This window comes from Mesorhizobium sp. PL10 (assembly GCF_053714315.1).
In genome coordinates this window covers 466,545-488,761 of the sequence record NZ_JBSKBR010000002.1, presented here as the reverse complement: position 1 = coordinate 488,761, position 22,217 = coordinate 466,545, and the positions used below count along the sequence as shown (strand labels likewise).

The window sequence follows — 22,217 nt, the reverse complement described above, 5'->3', positions numbered from 1 at the left end:
TCCTCATTGCCGCATTGCGTTGCCGTCAGGGTCGTAGGGCGAAGCCGCAATGACACGCGCCGGTCGCTCGACGCCGACAATGTGCACCGAAAGCTCGGTCCCCTCGCCTGCGAAATCGTCGTCGACCAACGCCAGCGCGACGCTTTTACGAACCGTGTAGCCATAGCCACCGGAGGTGACGAAGCCGACACGCCGGCCCTTGTGCCAGGCCGGCTCGAAGCCGCCGGCGTCGGCATCGACGGCGTCGACTTCCAGCGTCACGATCCGTCGTGTGGCGCCGGCATCACGCTCCTTCAGTGCCGCCTCGCGGCCGATGAAACCGCTTTTGAAGGCGATGAAGCGGTCGAGCCCGGTCTGTCCGGGCGTATAGCCTTGCGTGAACTCGCGCGACCAGATGCCAAAACTCTTTTCCAGCCGCAGTGCGTTGAGCGCATAATAGCCAACCTCGGCAAGGCCGAGATCCGCGCCGGCGGCGAGTACGGTTTCGCGCAAGGCGGCGTGCATGACGGCCGGGCAATTGATCTCGAAGCCGAGCTCGCCGGCGATCGACAGCCGCGCCACGCGGGCGCTCACCATGCCGATGTCGAACCGGCCGCAAGCCATGAAGGGCAAGGCGCCTGCCGAGACATCCTGATGCGTGGTCCGCGCCACGATGTCCCGCGCGTTCGGCCCGGTGACGAGGAAACCGCTGACGGTGTCGGAGATGTCGGCGACTGAGACGCCTTGCGCCGCATGCGCCTCGAACCAGCGCATGTGGAATTCCCGGAGATAGTAGGAGCCCATGAGCCAGTATTCGCCGCTGCCCCAATTGAAGACAGTGAGATCGCCCTTGAGCCGCCCGTCAGCTCCAAGCATTGGCGCCAGCTTCGCGTGCCCCGGCTTCGGCAGTTTCGACGCCAACAGCCGGTCGAGCCAGGCTTCGGCGCCCGGCCCCGACACGGCATAACGCGAGAAGGCCGAGGTATCGACGAGGCCGGCGGCGCGGCGGACCTGCAACGCCTCGTCGCCGACAATGTCGAAAGCGTTGGAGCGCTTCAGCGTCGTCTCCTCACGAAAACCGATCGGTGCGAAATAGGCGGGGATTTCCAGCCCCCAGGAGGCCGTCCATTCGCATCCGGCAGCGCTCATGCCGTCATAGGCGCCCGGGCGCTTCAGCGACCGGCCGGCGGGCAGGCGCTCGTTGGGGAACGTCATGACGAAGCGGCGGGCATAGAACTGGCGCGTCGTCTGCCTGAGATATTCGCGGTTTGCAGCAAAAGCGCCGTAGCGGGCGATGTCCATGCCGAAGATGTCGGCTTGCGGTTCGCCATGGATCATCCACTCGGCGAGCGACTTGCCGACGCCGCCACCCTGGCTGAAACCGGCCATAACACCGCACGCAACCCAGTAGTTCTTCAGGCCGCGAACCGGGCCGACGAGCGGGTTGCCGTCGGGCGTGAAGGTGAAGGCGCCGTTGACCCATTTGCGGATGCCGGCCGTGGCCAGGCACGGGAAGCGCTCATAGGCTTTCGACAGCTCCGGGCTGACGCGCTCGATGTCTTCCGGGATCAACTCGATGCCGTAATCCCAGGGGGCGCCGTCCATATTCCAGTGCTTCGGGTTTTGCTCATAGACGCCGAGCAGGACGCCTTTGCGCTCCTGCCTGAGATAGGAGAAGCCGTCGAGGTCGACGGCGAGGCCGAGCTCCTTGTCGAGCGCGGCCACCTCCGGAATGTCCTCGGTGACGAAGTAGTGATGCTCCATCGGCGTCACCGGCAGCTCGACGCCGGCCATGCGGCCGACCTGTTTGGCCCACAGACCAGCGGCATTGACGACATGCTCGGCGACGATCGTGCCCTGCTCGGTCAGCATATCCCAGCCGCCATCGGGGCGCGCCTTCAGATCGAGTACCCGGTTGCGCAGGATGACATCCGCGCCGCGTTTTTTCGCAGCACCGGCATAGGCGTGCGTCGTACCGTAGGGGTCGAGGTGCCCCTCGTTGGAATCGTAGAGGCCGCCCAGCACTTCGCTGACATCGACAATCGGGCAGATTGCCTTGATCTCCTCCGGCGTCACCAGCCTGGCGGTCTCGATGCCGACCGACTGGAACACAGCCCAGGCCGATTTCAGCCACTCCCAGCGCTGCGGGTCGCTCGCCATGTTGACGCCGCCGGTCATGTGCAGGCCGGCATTCTGGCCGGACTCGGCCTCGATCTCGCGATAGAGCTTGATTGTATAATCCTGCAGTGCCGCGACATTGGGATCGGCGTTCAGCGCATGGAAGCCGGCCGCGGCGTGCCAGGTCGAGCCGGCGGTCAGCTCGGCGCGCTCGATCAGTGCCACGTCGGTCCAGCCGAAGCGCGCCAGATGATAGAGCACCGAGGCGCCGACCACGCCTCCTCCGATGACGACCGCCCGATAATGCGACTTCACGAGCCTCTCCCTCGTTGGATACCGACACGATACATGTACTGGACACATGTGTCTAGACACTTATGTCCAGAGCTTGCGCAGAATTCATCGCCATGGCACTTGTGGGTCCATGATCATGATTGCTCCGCAGGCCGAGCCGGCACCCGGCAATATCAAGGTGACGCGCCGGGACTGGATCGATCTGGCGCTGCAGACCCTCATCGCGGATGGCATCGAAAGCGTGCGGGTTCTAACGCTCGGTCAGAAGCTCGGCGTCTCGCGCTCGAGCTTCTACTGGTATTTCCAGAGCCGCCAGGACCTGCTCGACCATTTGCTCGCCCATTGGCATGACACCAACACCAAGGCGATCGTCGAGCGCGCAAAGCGGCCGGCCGAGACAATCATCATGGCGGTCCTGAACGTCTTCGAATGCTGGGCCGACGAGCGCCTGTTCGATCCGCGGCTCGATTTTGCCGTTCGCGAATGGGCAAGGCGCTCCAACGATGTTCGTGTCGCCATCGACCAGGCCGACAACGACCGTCTCGGCGCAATCCGCGCGATGTATCGCCGGCACGGCTATGATGAGGAAGACGCTTTCATCCGGGCACGTGTGCTCTACTACATGCAGATCGGCTACTACGTGCTCGACCTCAAGGAGCCGGTCGAGGCGCGGGTCAGCCATCTCGCCGCCTATCTGCGCGCCTTCACGGGTCAGGAGCCGAGCGAAGCGGATGTGGCGCATTTCATGCACTTCATCGCCGCGCGCTGATATCGGCCGGCATGCCCATGCTCAAAATCCGTGCGGTGCGGCCCGGCTGCCCTTGTGAGCGGGCTGAAATGGATGAATAGTCTTCGCCGGGTGTGCCCGCCCTGAAATTGCCCGCTTAGGGTTTTCAGGTCGTGGGTGGGGTGAGTTTCGGGAATGGCCAGTCCTTTAGAACGACGTCCAAGAAGAAGAAGAGGTCCGATCGCCGCCGCACTGCTGGCGGTGGATGCGTGGATCGATTCCTCGCTCTACGAGATCCGCTTCAAGGCCGGCCAGTTCTGGGAATCGGCAACCATTTTTTCGCGACGCTTTCGCGTCACCGGCTGGCGGCGCGGCATTATCGAAGTGCTGAGCGAAGGTTTCACCATGGGCGCGGGCGGCTTCGTGGTGCTCCTGGCGCTGGCGATGCCGGCCTTCCAGATCACCACGGGCGACTGGCGCAGCCAAGGCGATTTCGCCGTCACCTTCCTCGACCGCTACGGCAACGAGATAGGCCAGCGCGGCATCATCCAGCGCGATTCCGTGCCGGTCGACGAGATGCCGGACCATGTCATCAAGGCGGTGCTGGCGACGGAGGACCGGCGCTTCTTCGAGCATTACGGCATCGACGTGCTCGGCCTGTCGCGCGCCATCTTCGAGAATGTGCGGGCCAATTCCGTCGTCCAGGGTGGCTCCAGCATCACCCAGCAGCTGGCCAAGAACCTGTTCCTGTCGAATGAGCGGACCTTGCAGCGCAAGATCAAGGAAGCCTTCCTTTCGCTATGGCTTGAGGCCAATCTGTCGAAGAAGGAGATCCTGCAGCTCTATCTCGACCGCGCCTATATGGGGGGCGGCACGTTCGGCATCGAGGCGGCGGCGGATTTCTATTTCGGCAAGAGCGTCAAGGACCTGAACCTCGCCGAGGCGGCGATGCTGGCCGGGCTGTTCAAGGCGCCGACCAAGTATGCACCGCACATCAATCTGCCCGCCGCCCGCGCTCGCGCCAATGTGGTGCTGTCGAACCTCGTCGATTCCGGTTTCATGACCGAAGGCCAGGTGTTGCAGGCAAGGCTGCATCCGGCCGAGATCGTCGACCGCGGCGAGCAGAAGAGCCCGGACTATTTCCTCGACTGGGCCTTCGACGAGGTCAAGAAGATCGCCAAGCCCGGCCAGCATTCGCTGGTCGCCCACACCACCTTCGACGCCAATATCCAGAAGGCGGCGGAGGAATCCGTCGAATTCCATCTCCGCCAGTTCGGCAAGGAATACAACGTCACCGAGGGCGCCGTGGTGGTGATCGAGACCAATGGTGCGGTGCGCGCCATCGTCGGCGGTCGCGACTATGGCGCCAGCCAGTTCAACCGCGCCACCAAGGCGCTGCGCCAGACCGGTTCGTCATTCAAACCTTACGTCTACGCCACCGCGATGGAGCATGGCTTCACGCCGGACTCCGTTGTCTCCGGCGGGCCGATCAGCTGGGGCGGCTGGTCGCCGCACAATTACAATGGCGGCTCGGCCGGCAATGTGACGCTGATCACGGCGATCGCCAAGTCGATCAACACCGTGCCGGTGCGGCTGGCCAAGGACTATCTCGGCATCGGCCCGATCAAGGCGATGGCGGAATCATTCGGTGTGGAATCGCCGCTGGAATCGCACAAGACCATGGTGCTCGGCACGTCGGGCATGACCGTCATGGACCAGGCGACGGGCTACAGCGTGTTCGCCCAGAACGGCTTCGTCGGCTCACGGCACGGCATCACGCAGCTCGTCACCCGCACCGGCGATGTCGTCTACGACTTTGCCAAGGATGCGCCGGCGCCGCATCGGGTTTTGTCGGAACAGGCGCTGAAATACATGAACACCATGCTGGCGGCGGTGCCGGCGATCGGCACGGCGCGGCGCGCGCAGCTGCCCAACATCGTGGTTGCCGGCAAGACGGGTACGACGCAGTCCTACCGCGACGCCTGGTTTGTCGGCTTCACGGGCAACTACACGGCCGCCGTCTGGCTCGGCAATGATGACTTCACCCCGACCCGCAACATGACCGGCGGCACGCTGCCGGCGATGGTGTGGCAGCGGCTGATGGTCTATGCGCACCAGAACATCGACCTGAAGCCGATCCCCGGCCTCGACAAGCCCTTCGTCGACGAAGAAATCGCGGCCAAGGCTGAGGAAGCAGAGAAGAAAAACGCCGACCAAGTGGCCGCCGACGCTGCAGCCGAGCGCCCACCGGTGCTGTCCAGCCGCACGACGCAGACGCTGCGCGAGATGACCAAGGTGTTCCAGGCAGCACCCGTGCTCTACGCACCATCGGCGCCGGAGACCCTGTCGGCGCTCTGATCCGCCGTTCCACTGGGCCGCTTGCCCTGCGGCCTGCCCCGCTATATCCCCGAACGACAATTCTCGCGTCCCGGTTCTTCATGCTCAAGACCGCCTTTCTAACGCTGCTCTCGCTTGCCATAGCCATCGGCCTCGGCAGCGGCAGCGTCTGGTATGCGCTGCAGGCGCAGAGCGGCGTCGGCGCGATCAGCATCGGCCAATGGACCGCCTTCCCTGAGATCGGCACCCAAAATGCCGACCCCTATTCGAAGGCGCGCGTGGCGCGTGAGGGCGTGCTGGCGCTCGGCAAGGCGGAGGGGCTGTCTTTCATCGCCGAACGCGATGCGGCAGGGGATCAGCTTCAGCGGCAGTGCGACTACAGGATCGAAGGCAGTTTCCCCACCGCCCGGTTCTGGACGCTCTACGCGGCCGATCAGTCGCTCGGCGTGGTCGACACCGGCAAGCCGCGGCTGGCGGCGCTGCAATCGTACCAGGTGCTGCGCCAGCCCGACAATTCGGTGATCATTGCCGTCGGCAATCGCCCGGCGCCCGGCAACTGGCTTCTGACCGAAGGCTTTGGCCGGATGTATTTCGTTCTCACCTTCTACGACACGCCGATCGCCTCGAGCACCGGCCTTTCCGACGTGACGCTGCCCCGCATCGTCAAGGCTGGCTGCAATGCGTAGGCTGCTGCACGCCCTCCTGCTCGGGCTGCTCGGCGCCGGCATCGTCCACATCGTGGTGCTTTTGCTGGTGCCGGAGTTTACCGAGCGCGACGCCTGGTCACGGCTGGCGCTGGCGTCCGACCTCTACAAGATGACCAGGCTCGACGCCGAGGCCGGCGGTGCGCCAGTGGTCAAGTCGGTCGATCCGCTGTTTTACGCTGCCGCCTGCCGCTTCGACCTTGCCGAGGGGATAGTGCGCATCAAGGCGCCGGGCAGCGTGCCGTTCTGGTCGGTCTCGGTCTATGACCGCAACGGCTACAATTTCTATTCCTTCAACGACCACACGGCGACCGGCAACAAGCTCGACACCGTGGTGCTGACACCGGCGCAGATGATCGACGTGCGCCGGGAGCTGCCGGAGGATTTGCAAGGGGCGATCTTCGTCGAAGCGCCGATCGAGGAAGGCATCTTCGTCATCCGCGCCTTCGTGCCCGACGACAGCTGGAAGCCGATTGTCGAACAGTTTCTGGAGCAGAGCTCCTGCGAGCTGCAGGACTACTGATCTCCAGGCCCGTGAGGCCGTTCAGTGATGCGGAGCAGGCGTCCGTGGTGTGTCTGGCTTGTCCGAACCGGCTGGCCGCGCCCCGCCCGTCAATGGCGGATGCTCGTAGCGGACGCCGGGGAAAATGATCACTGCCGCCGGCGTAGCGGTGTCCTGAACTGCTCGATTGACTGGTGCCCGTCGCGGCACAAAAGACAGTACCATGCCCATGGTTCGCGTATTCCTCTCGGTTGCCCCGGAGCACAACGCAACGCCTCCAAATGTGATTAAGGCAGGCAGAGGGTTAACGGAGCGCTAACGGATCGCCGCTAATTTGATGTTTGTTCCAGACCTCACGCGAAACCGACACAGTTGCGGTTGAGCATGGTCCGGGTCGTGTCGAGTGTCGGGCGTATCTTCCGTGTCAGCTTCGGATTTCAGGCAAATCGCTATACGGACGGAGTCGGGAAAAGCCGAAAGGCTGTTTCGCGCCGCCGTGTCGGCGTTCTGCTCGCTGACCCGCCCGTCGCGCCGCGAGATCGCCCAGCTCGAGGATCTGACGCTGCCGCTGTTCGACAGCGTGTCGGTCGAATCGCGCCGCTACGTCGCCGCAGCCCTTTCCGAATGCGAATATGCCCCGGCCGCCCTGGTGCGGCGGCTTTGCGAGGAGCCGGTCGATGTCTGCGCTCCTTTGCTCGTCCGTTCGCGGGCACTCAGCGATATCGACCTGATCGCTTTGATCGGCCGTCACGGCCTGCCGCATGCGCGCGCCATCGCTCGCCGCGAGGATCTGCACCCGACCATCGCGCAGCTGATCAAGGCGCTGGAGAAACCGACGCTGGTGCGGGTGCGACAGCCCGAGCCGATTGCCAAGGCGCCGGGCGACAGTGCCGAACCCGCTGCCGCCGCCCTCAGCCCACCAAAACTACCCGGCAGCGCTGCCGAAAGCGCGAGGCACCGGCTGCGCGCGATGATGCTCGCCGAAGGCGAGGCGACATCGGTCAATCCCTTCGTCGGCTCAGCGACCTATAGCAAGCTGCGCGAGACGGCGCTGACCGGCAACGCCGCCTTCTTCCAGACCGCGCTTGCCGACGCGCTCGACATCGAGTTTTCGACGGCGCGCGCGCTGACCGAGCAGTCGAGCTACGTCTCGCTGCTCGCCGCCCTGCGGGCGCTCGACCTCAGCGAGGACAGGGCATTCCTGATCGCGGTCGCGGTCTACCCCCGGGAGTTCCCGCACCCGCAGGCGATCCGCATCTTCCTCGACCGCTACCGTCTGCTGCACCACGATGCGGCCCTCGAAAAGCTCCGCGGCTGGAAGGCCGAAGCACTGTCACGAGCTGTGCGCGGCAACGCCCCTGTCGCCGCGAATGCCGACCTGGCGCAGGGCGGCAAGAAGGCCAGCCTCAAGGCATCTTGACCGAGAGAAGCTCCTCGATGGGAACCGAGCCGGCCTCGATCTCGACCACCCAGATATCGGGATCGAATTTCTTTTCCCGCTCCAGCCTGGCGTCAAACGGGCCGGCATCGTCGCCGGCGCCGAGCAGCGTGAAAAACCGGTCATCCGGTTTGGCCGAATCGTAGCTGGTCTGCGGCGCCGGGCCGAACAGGGAGACCTCGCCCAGCCGGCCGCGCGACAGCACGAAGACAGCGCCGGCCTCGGTGGCGCCGCGCTTGGCGACGGCCGCAAAGCCGCCGGCGCCGAAAACACGGCGCAGCAGGGCCGACACCCAAAGATCGGTGGTTACGCGCATGGCAGGGTTCCGGACGACATGCGCAGCGTCTTAGCCGGATTTTTAGTCGCCCGCGAGCGGTCGCCTGGTCTGTTCAGTTGGTCAGGCCGATTTCGCGCATCTTGACGTAGACGACCTCGTCGGGCTCGCCGGTCTCGGGCAGGCCGAACAGTGACTGGAATTCCTTGATCGCAGCCTTGGTGCGGGCGCCGACGACGCCATCGAGCTGCATGTCGTCATTGCCGAATGCCTTCAACCCGGCCTGGATCTTGACGATGCGGGGATCGAGCGCCTGGGCGGATGCCGGCGCGGAGACCGGAATTGGTGCGGGTGCAGCCGCGGGCGCGACAGCAGGAGCAGCGGCCATATACACCGGCCGTGGTGCCGGATGCGGAATACCCGCCGTTGTCTGCTTGGCGCCGAGCTGGTCGAGCAGGACGGCGTCGATCTCGCCGGATGCCGGCAAGCCGACCTTCTGCTGGTAGGCCTGGATCGCCTTGTGTGTATTTGGCCCGGAAATGCCGTCGACCGTGCCTGTGTAGAAATCGAGATCTTTCAGGATGCCTTGCACCTGCTCGACCGTCGGGTCGCTCTTGGCCGGCGCCGCGCCGGGCCGCAGGATGTTGATGGTGGTTTCGGGTTCGTCTGTGCCGGGGCGCGGGAAACCCTCGATACTGCGGGTGGCGAAGAAGGCGCCGGCATGCGGAAACGGCTGGTACCACAGCGCGTTGGCGGAAACGTAGAACAGCGTCACCAGGAAGGCGGTCGAGCCACCGACCAGGACCGGATTGCGCGAGATCGCGCCGCCGAGCGCAATCGCGCCGGCCTCGAAAGCGCCGCTGCGGCGCTTGACCGCCTTAGGCTGTTTTGCGGAGCGAGCCATTCCTGTCCCCTTTCGCGTCGCCCTTCGTCCTGGTCACGGGCATCGGCAGCACGCCGTTCCTGTCGGCCGCGCGCTTCTTCGGCCCGTTCACCGGCAGGCTGATCGTGACCGTGGTCCCCTCGCCCGGCATGCTCTCGATCGACATCGTGCCGTCATGCAGGGCCACCAGGCCCTTGACCAGCGACAGGCCGAGCCCGGTGCCCTCGAAGCGGCGCGTATAGTCGTTCTGAATCTGCATGAACGGCTTGCCGAGATTGGCGAAATCCTCCTCGGCGATACCGATGCCGGTGTCCCTGACCCAGAAATGCAGCCGCGAGCCGATCCGCTTGGCGCCGACGACGACATCGCCACCATCCGGTGTGAACTTAATCGAGTTGGAGACAAGGTTGATCAGGATCTGCTGCACGGCGCGGCGGTCGGCATTGATCTCGCCGGCGTCGGGCGCAATTTGCGCCTGGAGGTCGATGTTCTTGGCGCTGGCCTGCAGCTGCATCATCGACTGGCACATCTCGACCGCTTCGATGAAGCGGAACGGTTCTGGCTGGGTCGCGTAGGCGCCCGCCTCGATCCTCGACACGTCCAGGATCGAGGTGACGACGGCAAGCAGATGCTGGCCCGAATCCCGGACCAGGCCGACATATTCCTTCTGGCGCGGGTCCTTGAAGCCGCCGAACATTTCATGCAGCAGCATGTCGGAAAAACCGATGATGGCGTTGAGCGGCGTGCGAAGCTCGTGGCTGACCACCGCCAGGAAGCGGCCCTTCGCCACCTCGGCCGAGGCTGCCGCCTCACTGGCAGCGGCAAGCTCGTCGCGCAGTTCGGCGATCTCGTCGTTCTCGCGCAGCAGCAGGGTGAAGGTCTCCTGCTGCTCCTCGGCCTGAACCAGTTCGAGCTGGAATGGCCGATAATTGTCGGCCATCGGAGCATTGCCGTCCTGCGGCAGCCTTACCCGAAGATCGAGCCGCCGCGCCAGGGCGCCATCGCGCATGTCGGCAAGGGCGCTCAGATAGGCGACGCGATCGGACAGATGGATGCGGTCGAACAACCCGGCGCCGAAAAGCAGTTCCGGCGGCAGTTTCAGCATGGTGCGCGCCTTGGCCGATGCATCCAGGACTTCGCCGTGCCGGGCGACATGCAGGACAACGGCGTCGATCATGTCTTCGAGGCGATCGCTTGGAAGGAGCGCATGCCGCGCGCGTGCGGCATCGCCAAGAGCTGCAAGGCGAGGAACCAGCGTCAGCCCCCAGGCCAGGGGCAGCAGCCAGTGCCACACCGCGACGTGCACCGCGCCGAGCGGGACGACCGAGCCGACAAAGGGCTGCAGCAGCACTGCGGCAAGGGCGGAAATGCCGCCCCAAAGTGCCGCGCGCTTTGAACCACCGATCCACCAGGCTTCGAATGGCAGCGCCAGGACCAGCAGCGCAACCGGCGACGCCAGGCCGCCCGCTGCCGCGATGGCGCCGGCAAGGGCAAGACCGCCGGCGGCAAGCGCAACCTGGGCGGCCAGCGCCATCTTGCCCGACGCCGCCACCAGCAAGGCGGCGAACCAGCAAAGACCGAACGCGGCGAAGATTGTTGCGACGGTGACGGCGGCACCCATGCCCGAGGTGACCAGTGTCACCGCAGCACCCGCGGCAAAGAACGGAGCGGCAAGCATGATGCCGATGAACCGGCGCTGGCGCAGGCGGTCGTCCCGGCCGACGATGGCTGGATGGACCATGCGTTCGCAACCGGCTGCCAGCGCGCCAGGCAGTTCAATATATCTGGCCTTTATCAAACTCAACTCAACGCACTCGCACCCGGTCGTGACTGCCCCTGCTTTGCAGGTCGTTTTTGTTTGTTTGAAACTCGCATCCAGCGTTTAAGGAATGAATAAGGCTGACCGGAACAACGACGCCCCTACGGCAAAAATTGTGGTGCCGGCGCCAGAATGCACCGTCATTTGCGGCCATAGTAAACGGAGCGTTATGGGCAAAAGGCGTGCCTGAGGCGGCAAAATCCTGAGCCGGCATGCCAATCCTTCTGGATATATCCATGCATAACAATCGCTTGGATGGTTAGTGCAGGGTTAAGGGAATCGCCGGCAGTTGAAGCCAATGCATTGCAAAATGCTCCGTTTCGAATTTGCCTAAAATTTGAGGAAAATTTTCGCTGGGCAAGCAAGCCGTCCTTTGCGCCTCATGTGTCATTGTCGCTGATATAAAAGAGGTCATGTCGCATGGACGCATGATCCGGTCATGGACGAGAGGGCAGATCGATGGGCTTTCTGATTAGAATGGCGTTCTGGTTTTCGCTGGTGCTGCTGGCGCTGCCGCTGGGCGTAGGCTCCGACGAGGAGGGCCACGAGAGCGTCGGGCCGATCCAGGCACTGTTCGCGGCGCGCGAGGCGGTCGGCGACATCGCCGGCATTTGCGAGCGCAAGCCCGATGTCTGCGAGACCGGCAAGTCGGCGATGCACACGATCACCGCCCGGGCCAAGGAAACCGCCAAGATCGCGGCCGCCATGCTGGACGACAAGGGCACCGAGCCCACGACATTGCCCGATACCTCACTGGCCACCGGCAGCGTTGCCGAGGACATCGTGCTGCCGGCGACCGTCAACATACCTGCCAACCTGGTGGTGAAGAACTAAACACCGTTTCCGCTGTCTCTACAGCGACACCGCAGGCCGGTAGGACCTCTCGGCGCCTGCGGTGTTTTTCTTCTTTTTCCGTGACGCCGCGGCCGCGGATGACTATATCCCAAGCAATGGCCACGACGATCCAGACGATCCGCGACGACTTTTCCCTGCTCGACGAGTGGGAAGACCGCTATCGCTATGTGATCGAGCTCGGCGAAGCGCTGCCGCCATTTCCCGACGCCGAACGCAATTCCGTGAACAAGGTTCCCGGCTGCGTCAGCCAGGTCTGGTTGACCACGGAACAAGCGCCAGGCGCCGATCCCGTCATCACCTTTACTGGCGATTCGGACGCCCATATCGTGCGCGGCCTGGTCGCCATCATGCTGGCGTTGTTTTCGGGAAGGACCGCCCGCCAGATCCTGGAAACCGACGCCGAAGCGACGCTGAAGTCGCTCGGCCTCGACGAACACCTGTCGCCGCAGCGCGCCAACGGTCTGCGTTCGATGGTCAAGCGCATCAAGCGCGATGCCGAAATGGCGCTCAAGCAGACCGCTTAGTTCCGGAAACAAAAACGGCGCCTCGAAGGCGCCGTTGATCTTGTCGAACTGCAGCCGGTGTTACCGGCCCTTGCGCTTGCGGCCGAGGCCCATCTTCTTGGCCAGCTGCGAACGGGCAGCAGCATAGTTGGGAGCAACCATCGGATAGCTGGCGTCGAGATTCCACTTCTCGCGGTATTCATCGGGCGTCAGACCGTAGTGGGTCATCAAATGACGCTTCAGCGACTTGAACTTCTTGCCGTCTTCAAGGCAGACGATGTAGTCGTCATGGACAGAACGCTTCGGGTTTACCGCAGGCTTCTGCTTGTCGGCGGGAGGCTGTTCGCTTGCTCCGCCCACGCGCCCGAGAGCAGCATGGACGTCGGCGATAAGATTCGGCAGTTCGCCGACTGGCACGGGATTGTTGCTGACGTAGGCAGCGACCACATCGGCGGTCAGCTCGATCAGCGCATCGCTATTTCTGGAAGGTGTTTCGACGATATCCATGGTGTTCAGGCCCCAACGAAAGATGTTTCTGTTTGCGCCCTTTTTGAGAGATCGGGCATGGCGCGAATTTCACGCTGGAAGAGCTTCATGGATTCGCGTCCGGACATCTTAATGAGCCTGCGGGCCAAGTAAGTCAATTCGCATCTTGCGCTATATTCAACGATATTCATCGAATAGTCGCTCTTCAGCTTCAATCTTTCGTGCACTCTGTAACTTCGCGATATTTTCTGGTCGGACCAGGACTGGCATGACGTAAGGTCATGCATCACTAAATCAGCAAGGACTCATAAAGTGGACTGCGATGCTTAGCCTATGCTTTGTAGGCTCGAATGGCTGAATTGTTTGATTCGTACAAAATCAGAAGTTGCAAGGTGTTTGCGAGACCCGCCAAAGGAAGACCTGCTTTAGACCGGATTCAATAGGGAACGAGATATTTTCCGTAGACCCAGCCAGCGACAAAACCGCCATTCTGCGCTGGGTCGTGCCAAACTTGACACCATTGGTAGCGGATTGCCTGTTTCTGCTTCCAGTGCGGCTGGCCGGCGATCTCCAGAAGGTTCAGCCCTCCGGTGCACTTGCCGGTCATCTGCAGCATCGTCCCGTTGGGATAGGCAGCCTGCTTCTGGGATGCGTTGGACGGATATTTGCGAACGTTGAGCGTGTCGCCGAACGGCACACCAGCCACTTGCCAAGCGGCGAACGCGGTTGCATGAGACTGGCCGGTAACGGCCAGAACGGTCGAAGCGACGGCGAGAGCCGCGGCGGTGCTGGTGTAGAAATTCATCATCCTCTCCTTTCGGCTCATTGTCGCGAGCCCGCCGCACCAATGCCTGCCTGCCCTTGAACCCGCGCTGATCGGCGTGTTCATTTGCCATTCAAGTAACTTCTCCAGTGAGACGCAATGACCAAGACCCCAGCCTTTCCGACCGCCAGCCCGCCGAGCCCCGAGAAACACCCCGTCTTCGACACGCATCACGGCTTTACCCGCACCGACGACTATGCCTGGCTAAGGGCTGATAACTGGCAGGCGATGTTCAGGGACCCTTCCCTGCTCGACGGCCGCATCCGCTCCCATCTCGAAGCCGAAAACGCCTATCAGGCAACACTGATGGCCGACACGCTAGAGCTGCAGAAGCAGCTGTTCGGCGAGATGAAAGGCCGCATCAAGGAAGACGACTCGACGGTGCCGATGAAGGATGGCCCCTATGCCTATGGCTCATCCTTCAAGCTTGGAGGCGAACAGCCGCGCTATTTCCGCATGCCGCGCGATGGCGGCGATGAGCAGATCCTGCTCGACGGCGACGCGGAAGCCGAGGGCAAGCCCTATTTCCGTCTCGGCGGCGTCGACCATTCGGCCGATCATCGCAAGCTTTTGTGGGCGTTCGACGACAAGGGCTCCGAATTCTTCACGCTGCGCGTGCGCGACCTCACCAGCGGCAAGGAATTGCCCGACCAGATAGGCGCCACCAGTGGTGGCGGCACCTGGAATGCCGCCGATGACGGTTTCTTCTACACCAGGCTCGACGACAATCATCGCCCGTCCAAGGTGCTGTTCCATGCGCTCGGCGACAGAACCGAGAATGACCGGCTGATCTATGAGGAAACCGACCCCGGCTTCTTCATGGATGTCGGCGGCACGCGCTCCAATGAATGGATCATGATCGGCATCAACGATCACGAAACCTCGGAATACCGCCTGATGCGCGCCGATGAACCCTTCGCCGAGCCAAAGCTTGTGGCGGTGCGCGAGACCGGCCTGCAATATGACCTGGAAGAAGGCGGCGACATCTTCTTCATCCTTACCAATGCCGACGGTGCCAAGGACTTCAAGATCATGACGGCGCCGGCTGATGACCCGGTGCGCGCCAACTGGCAAGAGCTGGTGGCGCACGAGCCGGGCCGGCTGATCCTGTCGGTGGTCGGTTTCAAGGACCATATGATCAGACTCGAGCGCAAGGAGGGCCTGCCGCGCATCGTCGTGCGCGACCGCCGCAACGGCGAGGAACATCTGATCTCGTTCGACGAAGAGGCCTTCTCGCTCGGCCTTTCGGGATCCTATGAATACGACACCGAGATCATGCGCTTCACCTATTCGTCGATGACGACGCCGGCGCAGGTCTTCGACTACAATATGCGCAGCCGCGAGCGCGTGCTCCTGAAGACCCAGGAAGTGCCCTCCGGCCATGATCGGGACCACTATGTCACGCGCCGGCTGATGGCGCCTGCCGCCGATGGTGAACTTGTGCCGATCTCGCTCCTACATCACCGCGACACGCCGCTCGATGGTTCCGCACCTTGCCTGCTTTACGGCTACGGCTCCTACGGCATCGCCATTCCAGCCGCCTTCAACACCAACTGGTTCTCGCTGGTCGACCGAGGCTTTGTCTTTGCCATCGCCCATGTCCGCGGCGGCAAGGACAAGGGCTATGGCTGGTACGACGACGGCAAGCGCCAGCACAAGATGAACACCTTCACCGATTTCATCGCCGTCGCGCAGCACCTCGTCGCCGAGCGTTACACACAACACGACCGCATCGTCGCGCAAGGCGGCTCGGCCGGCGGCATGCTGATGGGTGCGATCGCCAATATGGCGCCGCAAAGTTTCGGCGCCATCATTGCCGAGGTTCCCTTTGTGGACGTGATGACCACCATGCTCGACGCAAGCTTGCCGCTGACGCCGCCGGAATGGCCGGAATGGGGCAATCCGATCGCGTCAGCGGAGGACTACCGGATCATCGCCGCCTACTCGCCCTATGACAATGTCGCCGATCACGACTATCCGCCGATCCTTGCGCTGGCCGGCCTGACCGATCCGCGCGTCACCTATTGGGAACCGGCCAAATGGGTGGCGCGGCTGCGCGAGCGCAAGAGCGGCGACAATCCGGTGCTGTTCAAGATCAACATGGATTCCGGCCATGCCGGCGCTTCCGGCCGGTTTTCCCGGCTGGAGGAGATCGCCTACACCTATTCCTTTGCGCTGAAGGTGACAGGCAAGGCTGAGACTTCAACGGAGGCGTAGAAATGATCGATCTCCCCACTTTGACGACTTACATCGCGGTTGTGCTTGGCTTTGTGTTTATTCCAGGCCCAGCCACGCTTCTGACGGTGGCGCGAGCGACGAGTTCCGGAACGAGAGTTGGCATCGCGACGGGAGCCGGCGTCGCGGCTGGCGATGTGTTCCATACCGTCATGGCGATGGTCGGCATTTCAGCGATCATCGCCACCTCGGCAACACTGTTCAGCATCGTGAAATACATCGGCGCGGCGTATCTCATTTACCTCGGCGTTCGCGCGATCATCGAGAGAACACCGGCCGATCCTGCTGCCGGCGCGCTCGCGATCTCCGCGGGCAAGGCGTTTCGACAGGCCGTCCTGACTGAAGTACTCAATCCAAAGACCGCGCTTTTCTTCCTCGCCTTCCTGCCGCAGTTCGTGCGACCTGAAAACGGATCGGTGATGCTCCAGCTGATGATGCTGGGTGTAATCTTTGTTCTGCTCGGCCTTTTCAGCACAGTTGTTTTTGCCGTAAGCGCGGGCCGGCTCGGCACTTTCCTGCGCCGCAATCCATCCGTGGTGAAATGGCAAGGCAAGGTGGTTGGCGGCATCTACTGCGCCTTGGGCATTCGCCTGGCTTTGCAGCAGCGCTGATGTCGGTGGCGAAAGGCGCGCCCTTCGAGGCGTGCTGATCATCACTTTTTGAATTTCTCGCTGCGCATTTTTACTCGCATTTGGGATGGCTGCGCGCTACCCAATGCGCGGCGCCTTCCAGGTCATGGCATACGCAAAGGGTCCACAATGCTGCTCGTCGACACCTATCTTGAGAAATCGCCGATCCAGGGCATCGGTGTTTTCGCCAAAACCCACATTGCCAAGGGCACGTTGGTCTGGAAGCTCGACCCGCGCTTTGACCGGATCATCGACGTCGAGACTTATGAGGGCGAGAGCGGGCCGGTGAAGAGCTATCTCGATCGCTATTCCTATCCCGACCGGCGCGATCCGAGCTACATCGTCTTCGAAGCCGACGACGCGCGCTACATGAACCATGACGACGAACCGAATTGCGATGTTTCCTCGCCCGAGGAGACCTATGCTTTGCGCGACATCGCACCCGGCGAGGAATTGACCTGCAATTACAACCACTTCTTCGACAGCGGCTTCGATTTCCTTGGCGACCGCCATCCGTAACAGGGATCACTTGGCCGGCTTGGCGCGTACCGGGTAGCCGTTGGGATGCGGCGGCACCGCCTTGAGATAGGCGGCTATCGCTGCGCGATCTTCCGGCGGCAGTTCGGCCATGTGGCGCTGCACGTCGACCATGGCGCCGCCGACGGAATCGAAATCGGGCGTGAAGCCGGTTTCGAGGTAATTGGCGATGTCGGCTTCCGACCAATCGCCGATGCCACCCTCGCCCGATGTGATGTTCGGCACGATGCCGCTGCCTTCGGCGGCGGCCGCACCGGCCAGCCATTGGCCTTTCTGCGTGCCGCCGGTGATGTCGCGCGGCGTGTGGCATTCGCCGCAATGGCCGGGTCCTTCAACGAGATAGCGGCCGGCCAGCACCGGGTCAGGCGTGCCGTCGGCAAAGGCAACCACCGGTTCCTTGCCGAGATAGAGCCGCTTCCACAGGCCAAGACCACGACGGATGTTGAAGGGGAAGCTGAGCGAGTTGTCCGGCGCCTTGCCGGCAACCGCCGGCAGCGTCTTCAGGAACGCATAGAGATCGGCAATGTCAGCCGGCTTCATGCGGGCATAGGACGTGTAGGGAAAGGCCGGATAAAAATGCTCGCCCGAAGGCGACACGCCCTTCAGCATGGCATTGGCGAGGTCCTCGACCGTCCAGGCGCCGATGCCGTCCTTGGGATCTTGCGAGATGTTGGGCGGCACGAAGGTGCCGAACGGGGTCTTGAGTTCAAGGCCGCCGACCAGTTGCAGGCGGGCTTCGCCCTTGGACCCCGGCTTTGCGTGACAGGAGGTGCAGCCGCCGGCATTGAAGATGCGCTTGCCCCTGACGGCATCGCCGGGGCCGAGTTGCGCCAGGGTTTCGGTGTCGAGTTTCACTGGCGCCGACAACAACCAGCCGGCCCCGGCGCCGGCGACGCCCAGGACAAGGGCGGCGCCGATGAGTTTTTTCAACAGGGCCATTGCCCGGGGTCAGCCCTTCTTCACCCGGTAGGTCTGGTGGCAGGTGCCGCAATCGCTGCCGAGAGTGCCGATCTGCGCCTTGAGCGCATCGACATCGGCAGGCGCCGCGGCTACCGCCGCCTTGACGTCGGCGACATATTTCTCGTTCGTCTTCTTGAAGCCGGCCATGTCTTCCCAGATTTTCGGCGAAGCCGTGGTGTCACCTGTATCGCTGCCCGCCGGGAACAACGTGTCCACATCGACTTTCTCGGCATTGACCTGCAATGCCTGCAAGGCCGTCAGCACGGCGGCGGCATCGAAGTCCTGTTCGCCTTTGGCGATTTTCGACAGGCCGCCGACGATCTTTCCACGCTCCTTCATCAGTCCCTGCCGGTCGAGGATCGGGTCGGCAAAAGCAGCCGATGCGGCGAGGCTGAGCATAGAGATGGCGATGACAAGCTTTCTCATTCAATTGGCTCCAAGGGGGTAATGAGGGTTCGCGACCTGACGTTAACGGATGGCGAGACGGGATTATTCCCTCTCGCCGACACGCATTCTGCCGATTTGCTGTGTGCTTCCCGTTTCGAGCGGAAAAAGAAAAGCCCCGGGTACCGGGGCTTCTCAGGATCAGTCAGGCTTTCGCTTTTTCGTAGAGTTCGAGGACATGGTCCCAGTTGATCAGGCTGTCGACGAAAGCCTCGAGATATTTCGGCCGGGCGTTGCGGTAGTCGATGTAGTAGGAATGTTCCCAGACATCGACGCCGAGGATCGGCGAGGCGCCATGGACCAGCGGATTCTCACCATTCGGGGTCTTGGAGATTGCCAGCTTGCCGTCCTTGACCGAGACCCAGGCCCAGCCCGAGCCGAACTGGGTGGTGCCGGCGGCGATGAAGTCGGCCTTGAACTTGTCATAGCCGCCGAGGTCGGCGTCGACCGCCTTCTGCAAGGCGCCGGGAAGCTTGTTGCCGCCACCTCCCTTCTTCATCCACTTCCAGAAATGGATGTGGTTGTAGTGCTGGGCGGCGTTGTTGAAGAGGCCGGCATTCTTGCCGAACGACTGCTTGACCACCTCTTCGACCGACAGGTCGCCAAGGCCGGCTTCCGCGGCCAGCTTGTTGCCGTTGTCGACATAGGCCTTGTGGTGCTTGTCGTGGTGATACTCCAGCGTCTCCTTCGACATGTAGGGCTGCAACGCCTCGTAATCATAGGGCAAAGCGGGCAATTCAAAAGCCATCGGTCATACTCCTCATGGAAAAACCCGGTGTGAATACCGGATTAAGATAGGGCTGGATTGATCTGGAACAACTCCGGAACTGAAGTGCCGGCTCCTTTTCTAAGCGGGTTCAGGAAAAGTGTCACACGGTTTTGCCGACAGGATGCTGCGTCAAAAAAGAACGCCTAGCAAACGAAGCGCGGCGGCTCAGCCTGCAGGCTTCGAATGCGCCCATTCCCAATAGAGTTCACGCGCCTTCTTGGCTACCGGCCCGGGCTGGAGATCGCGGTCCTCGATGCGGGTGATCGGCACAACCTTGGAATGGTTTCCGGTCGAAAAGATCTCGTCGGCTTCGAGGAAGTCGCGTACCGACAGCATCTTTTCGGTGGTCTTGAAACCGTAATCGCCAAGCAGCGTCATGGTGCGCGAGCGGGTGATGCCGGACAGGAAGGTGCCGTTCGGCGCCGGCGTCAGCACATGGCTGTCCTTGACCAGGAAAATGTTGGAGGTTCCGGTCTCGGCGACATTGCCCAGCATGTCCAGCACCAGCGCATTGTCGAAGCCGCGCATCTTGGCTTCGAGAATGGCGCGGCCATTGTTGGGGTAGAGGCAGCCGGCCTTGGCATTGGTCGGCATGGTCTCGATCGTCGGCCGCCGGAACGGCGACACGGTGATCGAAAAGCCGGCCGGTGAGATCATCGGCGATTCGTAGAGGCAGAGGCAGAAGCGGGTCGAGGCCGGATCGGCCGGCACGCCCATATAGCCGCCATGCTCGGCCCAGTACATCGGCCGAATATAGACCGCGGTCTTGCCGTCAAACTTCTTCAGTCCGTCCCAGGTCAGTCCGACGATCTCGTCGGCGCTCATCGACGGTTTCAGGCCGAGCGCGATCGCGGACGCATTCACCCTGGCGGCATGCAGCTCGAGGTCGGGGGCGACGCCTTCGAACCAGCGGGCGCCGTCGAAGACGCTGGTGGCAAGCCACATGGCATGGCTGCGCGGCCCCAGGATGGCGACGTTGCCCTCGTACCAGTCGCCGTCGACGAAGGTCCATGTCGTCGAGAGCGCCGCAGTCGCCAGTGTCATTGTTCGGTTCCGCTTCAAAGCTGCCTGTTGCCGACATTGGAAGATGCTTTGGGCGGCGCCGTCAACCGGCATCCGGCGGATTTTGTTGAGGCCAGCGAGCCGCAAGAAAGCGACCAGGACTGCAATCGATGCTTGCACCTTGCCCCGCCTGCGCTCAAAACTGTTGCCATGCATTACGCGGCTTACGTTTTCGACGCCTACGGCACGTTGTTCGACGTGCATGCCGCCGTGCGCCGTCACGACGGCGAGATCGGGCCTGACGGCCAGCTTCTGTCGGAAATCTGGCGCGCCAAGCAGCTGGAATATTCCTGGGTGCGCACGCTGATGGGCGGCTATGCCGATTTCTGGCAGCTCACCGAACAGGCGCTCGATTTCGCCCTGCGCAAGGTTCCCTCAGCAGACAAGGGGCTGAAGGCAAAGCTGCTCGAAGCCTATTGGCGGCTCGACTGCTATCCGGAAGTTCCCGCCGTGCTCAAGGCGCTCAAAGCGTCCGGCGCCAAGCTGGCAATCCTGTCCAACGGTTCGCCCGAGATGCTGGAAGCTGCTGTCAAGTCGGCGGCCCTCGACCAGGTACTGGACGACATCTTTTCCGTCGATGCCGTCAAGCGCTTCAAGACCGACCCGTCGACCTACGACATGGTGGCGACAGGCTGGCGCCTCTATCCAGGCGCGGTCTCCTTTCAGTCGTCCAACCGCTGGGATATTGCCGGGGCGACCAAATTCGGTTTTCGCACCGTGTGGATCAACCGCGCCAACCAGCCTGAGGAATACAGGGACTTTCCGCCGGCGCTTATCCTGCCGTCGCTGGAAGGGTTGTTGACGGGCGGCTAAGGGCTCTGTTGCCTTGGAGCAACAGTGGCAGGACGGTCACAGCTTCGCCTTTGTTTGTCCACCCTCAGGCCAGAATCGGAACCGCCTGTCGCGCCAGGCATTGGGGGGTAGGCCGACAGTGCGCCGCCTGAAGGCATTCACGCTTTCTTGCGATCTGAGACTTTAAAAAAGGCAACCATGTTGAAGACCGAAATCGACCCCTATCGCCTGAGCCGTCGCGGCTTCCTGAACGCCGCAGCCCTTGGCGCCGCCTCGATTGCGGTCTCCGCCTGCACCACCACCGGCTCGGCGCCGCCGCCGGCCGAACCGCCGCCGCCGACCTATGAAGAGCCACCGCTCGGCGACTACGCCACGATGTACGGCCCGATGTCGGACAGCGGCTTCGTACTGCCGGCCATCCCGATCAAGAAGATGGACCCGCAGTTCCTGCGCCAGATCGTTCCCGACCCGACCGGACAGCGGCCGGGCACCATCATCGTCGATACGACCAACCATTTCCTCTATCTGGTGCGCGAGGGTGGCCAGGCGATCCGTTACGGTGTCGGCCTCGGCCGCGCCGGCTTCGAATGGTCTGGAGACGCCGTCGTCCAGTGGAAGCAGAAGTGGCCGAAATGGACGCCGCCGGATGAGATGGTCGCCCGCCAGCCTGAACTGGAACAGTACAGCGCCAAGAATGGCGGCATGCCCGGCGGGCTGAAGAACCCGCTCGGCGCGCGTGCGCTCTATCTCTTCCATGACAATGTCGACACGCTCTATCGCCTGCACGGTTCGCCGGAGTGGAACTCGATCGGCAAATCCGTCTCGTCGGGCTGCGTGCGTCTGATGAACCAGGACATCATCGATCTCTACGACCGCGTACCGTCGAAGAGCCCGGTGGTCGTAACGTCCGACATCGGCCAGCCGATGGTGGCGAGCGCAAACCGCCAAGCCATCCCGATCGACGGCGGCGTGCCCGACGGTTCGGTCCTGCTTGGCCCGGTAAACTGAGCGGCGAAACGGGATTTTTTCTGAGTGAGCGTCGCGAAC

At 62.8% G+C, this 22,217-nt stretch carries 22 protein-coding genes; 12 read left to right on the top strand and 10 right to left on the bottom strand.

Going from position 1 to position 22,217, the window contains the following annotated elements:
* Positions 1-3 precede the first annotated feature (3 nt).
* Entirely contained in the window at positions 4-2,412 is a 2,409-nt protein-coding gene (locus tag ACWGTO_RS05900) for a GcvT family protein (protein ID WP_454573912.1), read from the bottom strand.
* A gap of 109 nt (positions 2,413-2,521) precedes the next feature.
* Here ACWGTO_RS05900 and ACWGTO_RS05895 point away from each other — a divergent pair, with 109 nt between their 5' ends.
* From ACWGTO_RS05895 to ACWGTO_RS05875, 5 genes are all read left to right on the top strand, one after another.
* A complete protein-coding gene (locus tag ACWGTO_RS05895; RefSeq protein WP_454573911.1) occupies positions 2,522-3,160 on the top strand; it encodes a TetR/AcrR family transcriptional regulator in 639 nt (212 codons plus the stop codon).
* Positions 3,161-3,313: 153 nt separating this feature from the next.
* Positions 3,314-5,476 (top strand): transglycosylase domain-containing protein, encoded by a 2,163-nt coding sequence (locus ACWGTO_RS05890; RefSeq protein ID WP_454573910.1) that lies wholly within the window; start codon positions 3,314-3,316, stop codon positions 5,474-5,476.
* Positions 5,477-5,556: 80 nt separating this feature from the next.
* Positions 5,557-6,141: a DUF1214 domain-containing protein gene (locus tag ACWGTO_RS05885; protein WP_454573909.1), complete on the top strand. Its 585-nt coding sequence runs from the start codon at positions 5,557-5,559 to the stop codon at positions 6,139-6,141.
* Positions 6,134-6,682: a DUF1254 domain-containing protein gene (locus tag ACWGTO_RS05880; protein ID WP_454573908.1), complete on the top strand. Its 549-nt coding sequence runs from the start codon at positions 6,134-6,136 to the stop codon at positions 6,680-6,682. The genes ACWGTO_RS05885 and ACWGTO_RS05880 overlap by 8 nt, the downstream gene beginning before the upstream one ends.
* 400 nt (positions 6,683-7,082) lie before the next feature.
* A complete protein-coding gene (locus tag ACWGTO_RS05875) occupies positions 7,083-8,081 on the top strand; it encodes a hypothetical protein (RefSeq protein ID WP_454573907.1) in 999 nt (332 codons plus the stop codon).
* Here the strand turns inward: ACWGTO_RS05875 and ACWGTO_RS05870 are convergent.
* The 3 genes from ACWGTO_RS05870 to ACWGTO_RS05860 all read right to left on the bottom strand — a co-directional run bounded on the left by ACWGTO_RS05870 (position 8,068) and on the right by ACWGTO_RS05860 (position 10,997).
* Positions 8,068-8,415: a DUF1491 family protein gene (locus tag ACWGTO_RS05870; protein WP_454573906.1), complete on the bottom strand. Its 348-nt coding sequence runs from the start codon at positions 8,413-8,415 to the stop codon at positions 8,068-8,070. The genes ACWGTO_RS05875 and ACWGTO_RS05870 overlap by 14 nt on opposite strands.
* Positions 8,416-8,488: 73 nt before the next feature.
* Positions 8,489-9,277, bottom strand: coding sequence for a peptidoglycan-binding domain-containing protein (locus ACWGTO_RS05865; protein ID WP_454573905.1), 789 nt, complete (start codon positions 9,275-9,277; stop codon positions 8,489-8,491).
* Positions 9,252-10,997, bottom strand: a complete 1,746-nt coding sequence (locus ACWGTO_RS05860) for a PAS domain-containing sensor histidine kinase (RefSeq protein ID WP_454573904.1) — start codon at positions 10,995-10,997, stop codon at positions 9,252-9,254. Before ACWGTO_RS05860 ends, ACWGTO_RS05865 begins: the two co-directional genes overlap by 26 nt.
* 537 nt (positions 10,998-11,534) lie before the next feature.
* Here ACWGTO_RS05860 and ACWGTO_RS05855 point away from each other — a divergent pair.
* A complete protein-coding gene (locus ACWGTO_RS05855) occupies positions 11,535-11,909 on the top strand; it encodes a DUF5330 domain-containing protein (protein WP_454573903.1) in 375 nt (124 codons plus the stop codon).
* Positions 11,910-12,025: 116 nt separating this feature from the next.
* Positions 12,026-12,454 (top strand): SufE family protein, encoded by a 429-nt coding sequence (locus ACWGTO_RS05850; protein WP_454573979.1) that lies wholly within the window; start codon positions 12,026-12,028, stop codon positions 12,452-12,454.
* A 60-nt stretch (positions 12,455-12,514) separates the two neighbouring features.
* On the opposite strand, the gene ACWGTO_RS05845 is transcribed toward ACWGTO_RS05850, so the two are convergent.
* Both ACWGTO_RS05845 and ACWGTO_RS05840 read right to left on the bottom strand, forming a co-directional pair.
* Complete coding sequence (locus tag ACWGTO_RS05845; RefSeq protein ID WP_023673680.1) at positions 12,515-12,940, bottom strand: MucR family transcriptional regulator; 426 nt, start codon at positions 12,938-12,940, stop codon at positions 12,515-12,517.
* A 415-nt stretch (positions 12,941-13,355) separates the two neighbouring features.
* Entirely contained in the window at positions 13,356-13,727 is a 372-nt protein-coding gene (locus tag ACWGTO_RS05840; RefSeq protein WP_454573978.1) for an SH3 domain-containing protein, read from the bottom strand.
* Positions 13,728-13,841: 114 nt separating this feature from the next.
* Between ACWGTO_RS05840 and ACWGTO_RS05835 the strand changes: the two genes are divergently transcribed.
* From ACWGTO_RS05835 to ACWGTO_RS05825, 3 genes are all read left to right on the top strand, one after another.
* Entirely contained in the window at positions 13,842-15,959 is a 2,118-nt protein-coding gene (locus tag ACWGTO_RS05835; protein ID WP_454573902.1) for a S9 family peptidase, read from the top strand.
* Between the two features lie 2 nt (positions 15,960-15,961).
* Positions 15,962-16,588 (top strand): LysE family translocator, encoded by a 627-nt coding sequence (locus ACWGTO_RS05830; protein WP_454573901.1) that lies wholly within the window; start codon positions 15,962-15,964, stop codon positions 16,586-16,588.
* 147 nt (positions 16,589-16,735) lie between these two features.
* Entirely contained in the window at positions 16,736-17,125 is a 390-nt protein-coding gene (locus ACWGTO_RS05825; protein ID WP_454573900.1) for an SET domain-containing protein, read from the top strand.
* 6 nt (positions 17,126-17,131) lie between these two features.
* Here the strand turns inward: ACWGTO_RS05825 and ACWGTO_RS05820 are convergent, their stop codons facing one another.
* From ACWGTO_RS05820 to ACWGTO_RS05805, 4 genes are all read right to left on the bottom strand, one after another.
* Positions 17,132-18,082, bottom strand: a complete 951-nt coding sequence (locus ACWGTO_RS05820) for a c-type cytochrome (RefSeq protein WP_454573899.1) — start codon at positions 18,080-18,082, stop codon at positions 17,132-17,134.
* Positions 18,083-18,091: 9 nt separating this feature from the next.
* The gene (locus ACWGTO_RS05815; protein ID WP_454573898.1) at positions 18,092-18,529 is read right to left on the bottom strand and encodes a c-type cytochrome; all 438 of its coding nucleotides are present in this window, start codon (positions 18,527-18,529) and stop codon (positions 18,092-18,094) included.
* Between the two features lie 163 nt (positions 18,530-18,692).
* Positions 18,693-19,295: a superoxide dismutase gene (locus tag ACWGTO_RS05810; protein WP_112395582.1), complete on the bottom strand. Its 603-nt coding sequence runs from the start codon at positions 19,293-19,295 to the stop codon at positions 18,693-18,695.
* A gap of 186 nt (positions 19,296-19,481) precedes the next feature.
* The gene (locus tag ACWGTO_RS05805; RefSeq protein ID WP_454573897.1) at positions 19,482-20,360 is read right to left on the bottom strand and encodes a branched-chain amino acid aminotransferase; all 879 of its coding nucleotides are present in this window, start codon (positions 20,358-20,360) and stop codon (positions 19,482-19,484) included.
* A gap of 168 nt (positions 20,361-20,528) precedes the next feature.
* Between ACWGTO_RS05805 and ACWGTO_RS05800 the strand changes: the two genes are divergently transcribed.
* Both ACWGTO_RS05800 and ACWGTO_RS05795 read left to right on the top strand, forming a co-directional pair.
* Positions 20,529-21,191, top strand: a complete 663-nt coding sequence (locus tag ACWGTO_RS05800) for a haloacid dehalogenase type II (RefSeq protein WP_142866649.1) — start codon at positions 20,529-20,531, stop codon at positions 21,189-21,191.
* A 177-nt stretch (positions 21,192-21,368) separates the two neighbouring features.
* Complete coding sequence (locus ACWGTO_RS05795; RefSeq protein WP_454573896.1) at positions 21,369-22,178, top strand: L,D-transpeptidase; 810 nt, start codon at positions 21,369-21,371, stop codon at positions 22,176-22,178.
* Positions 22,179-22,217: the final 39 nt, after the last annotated feature.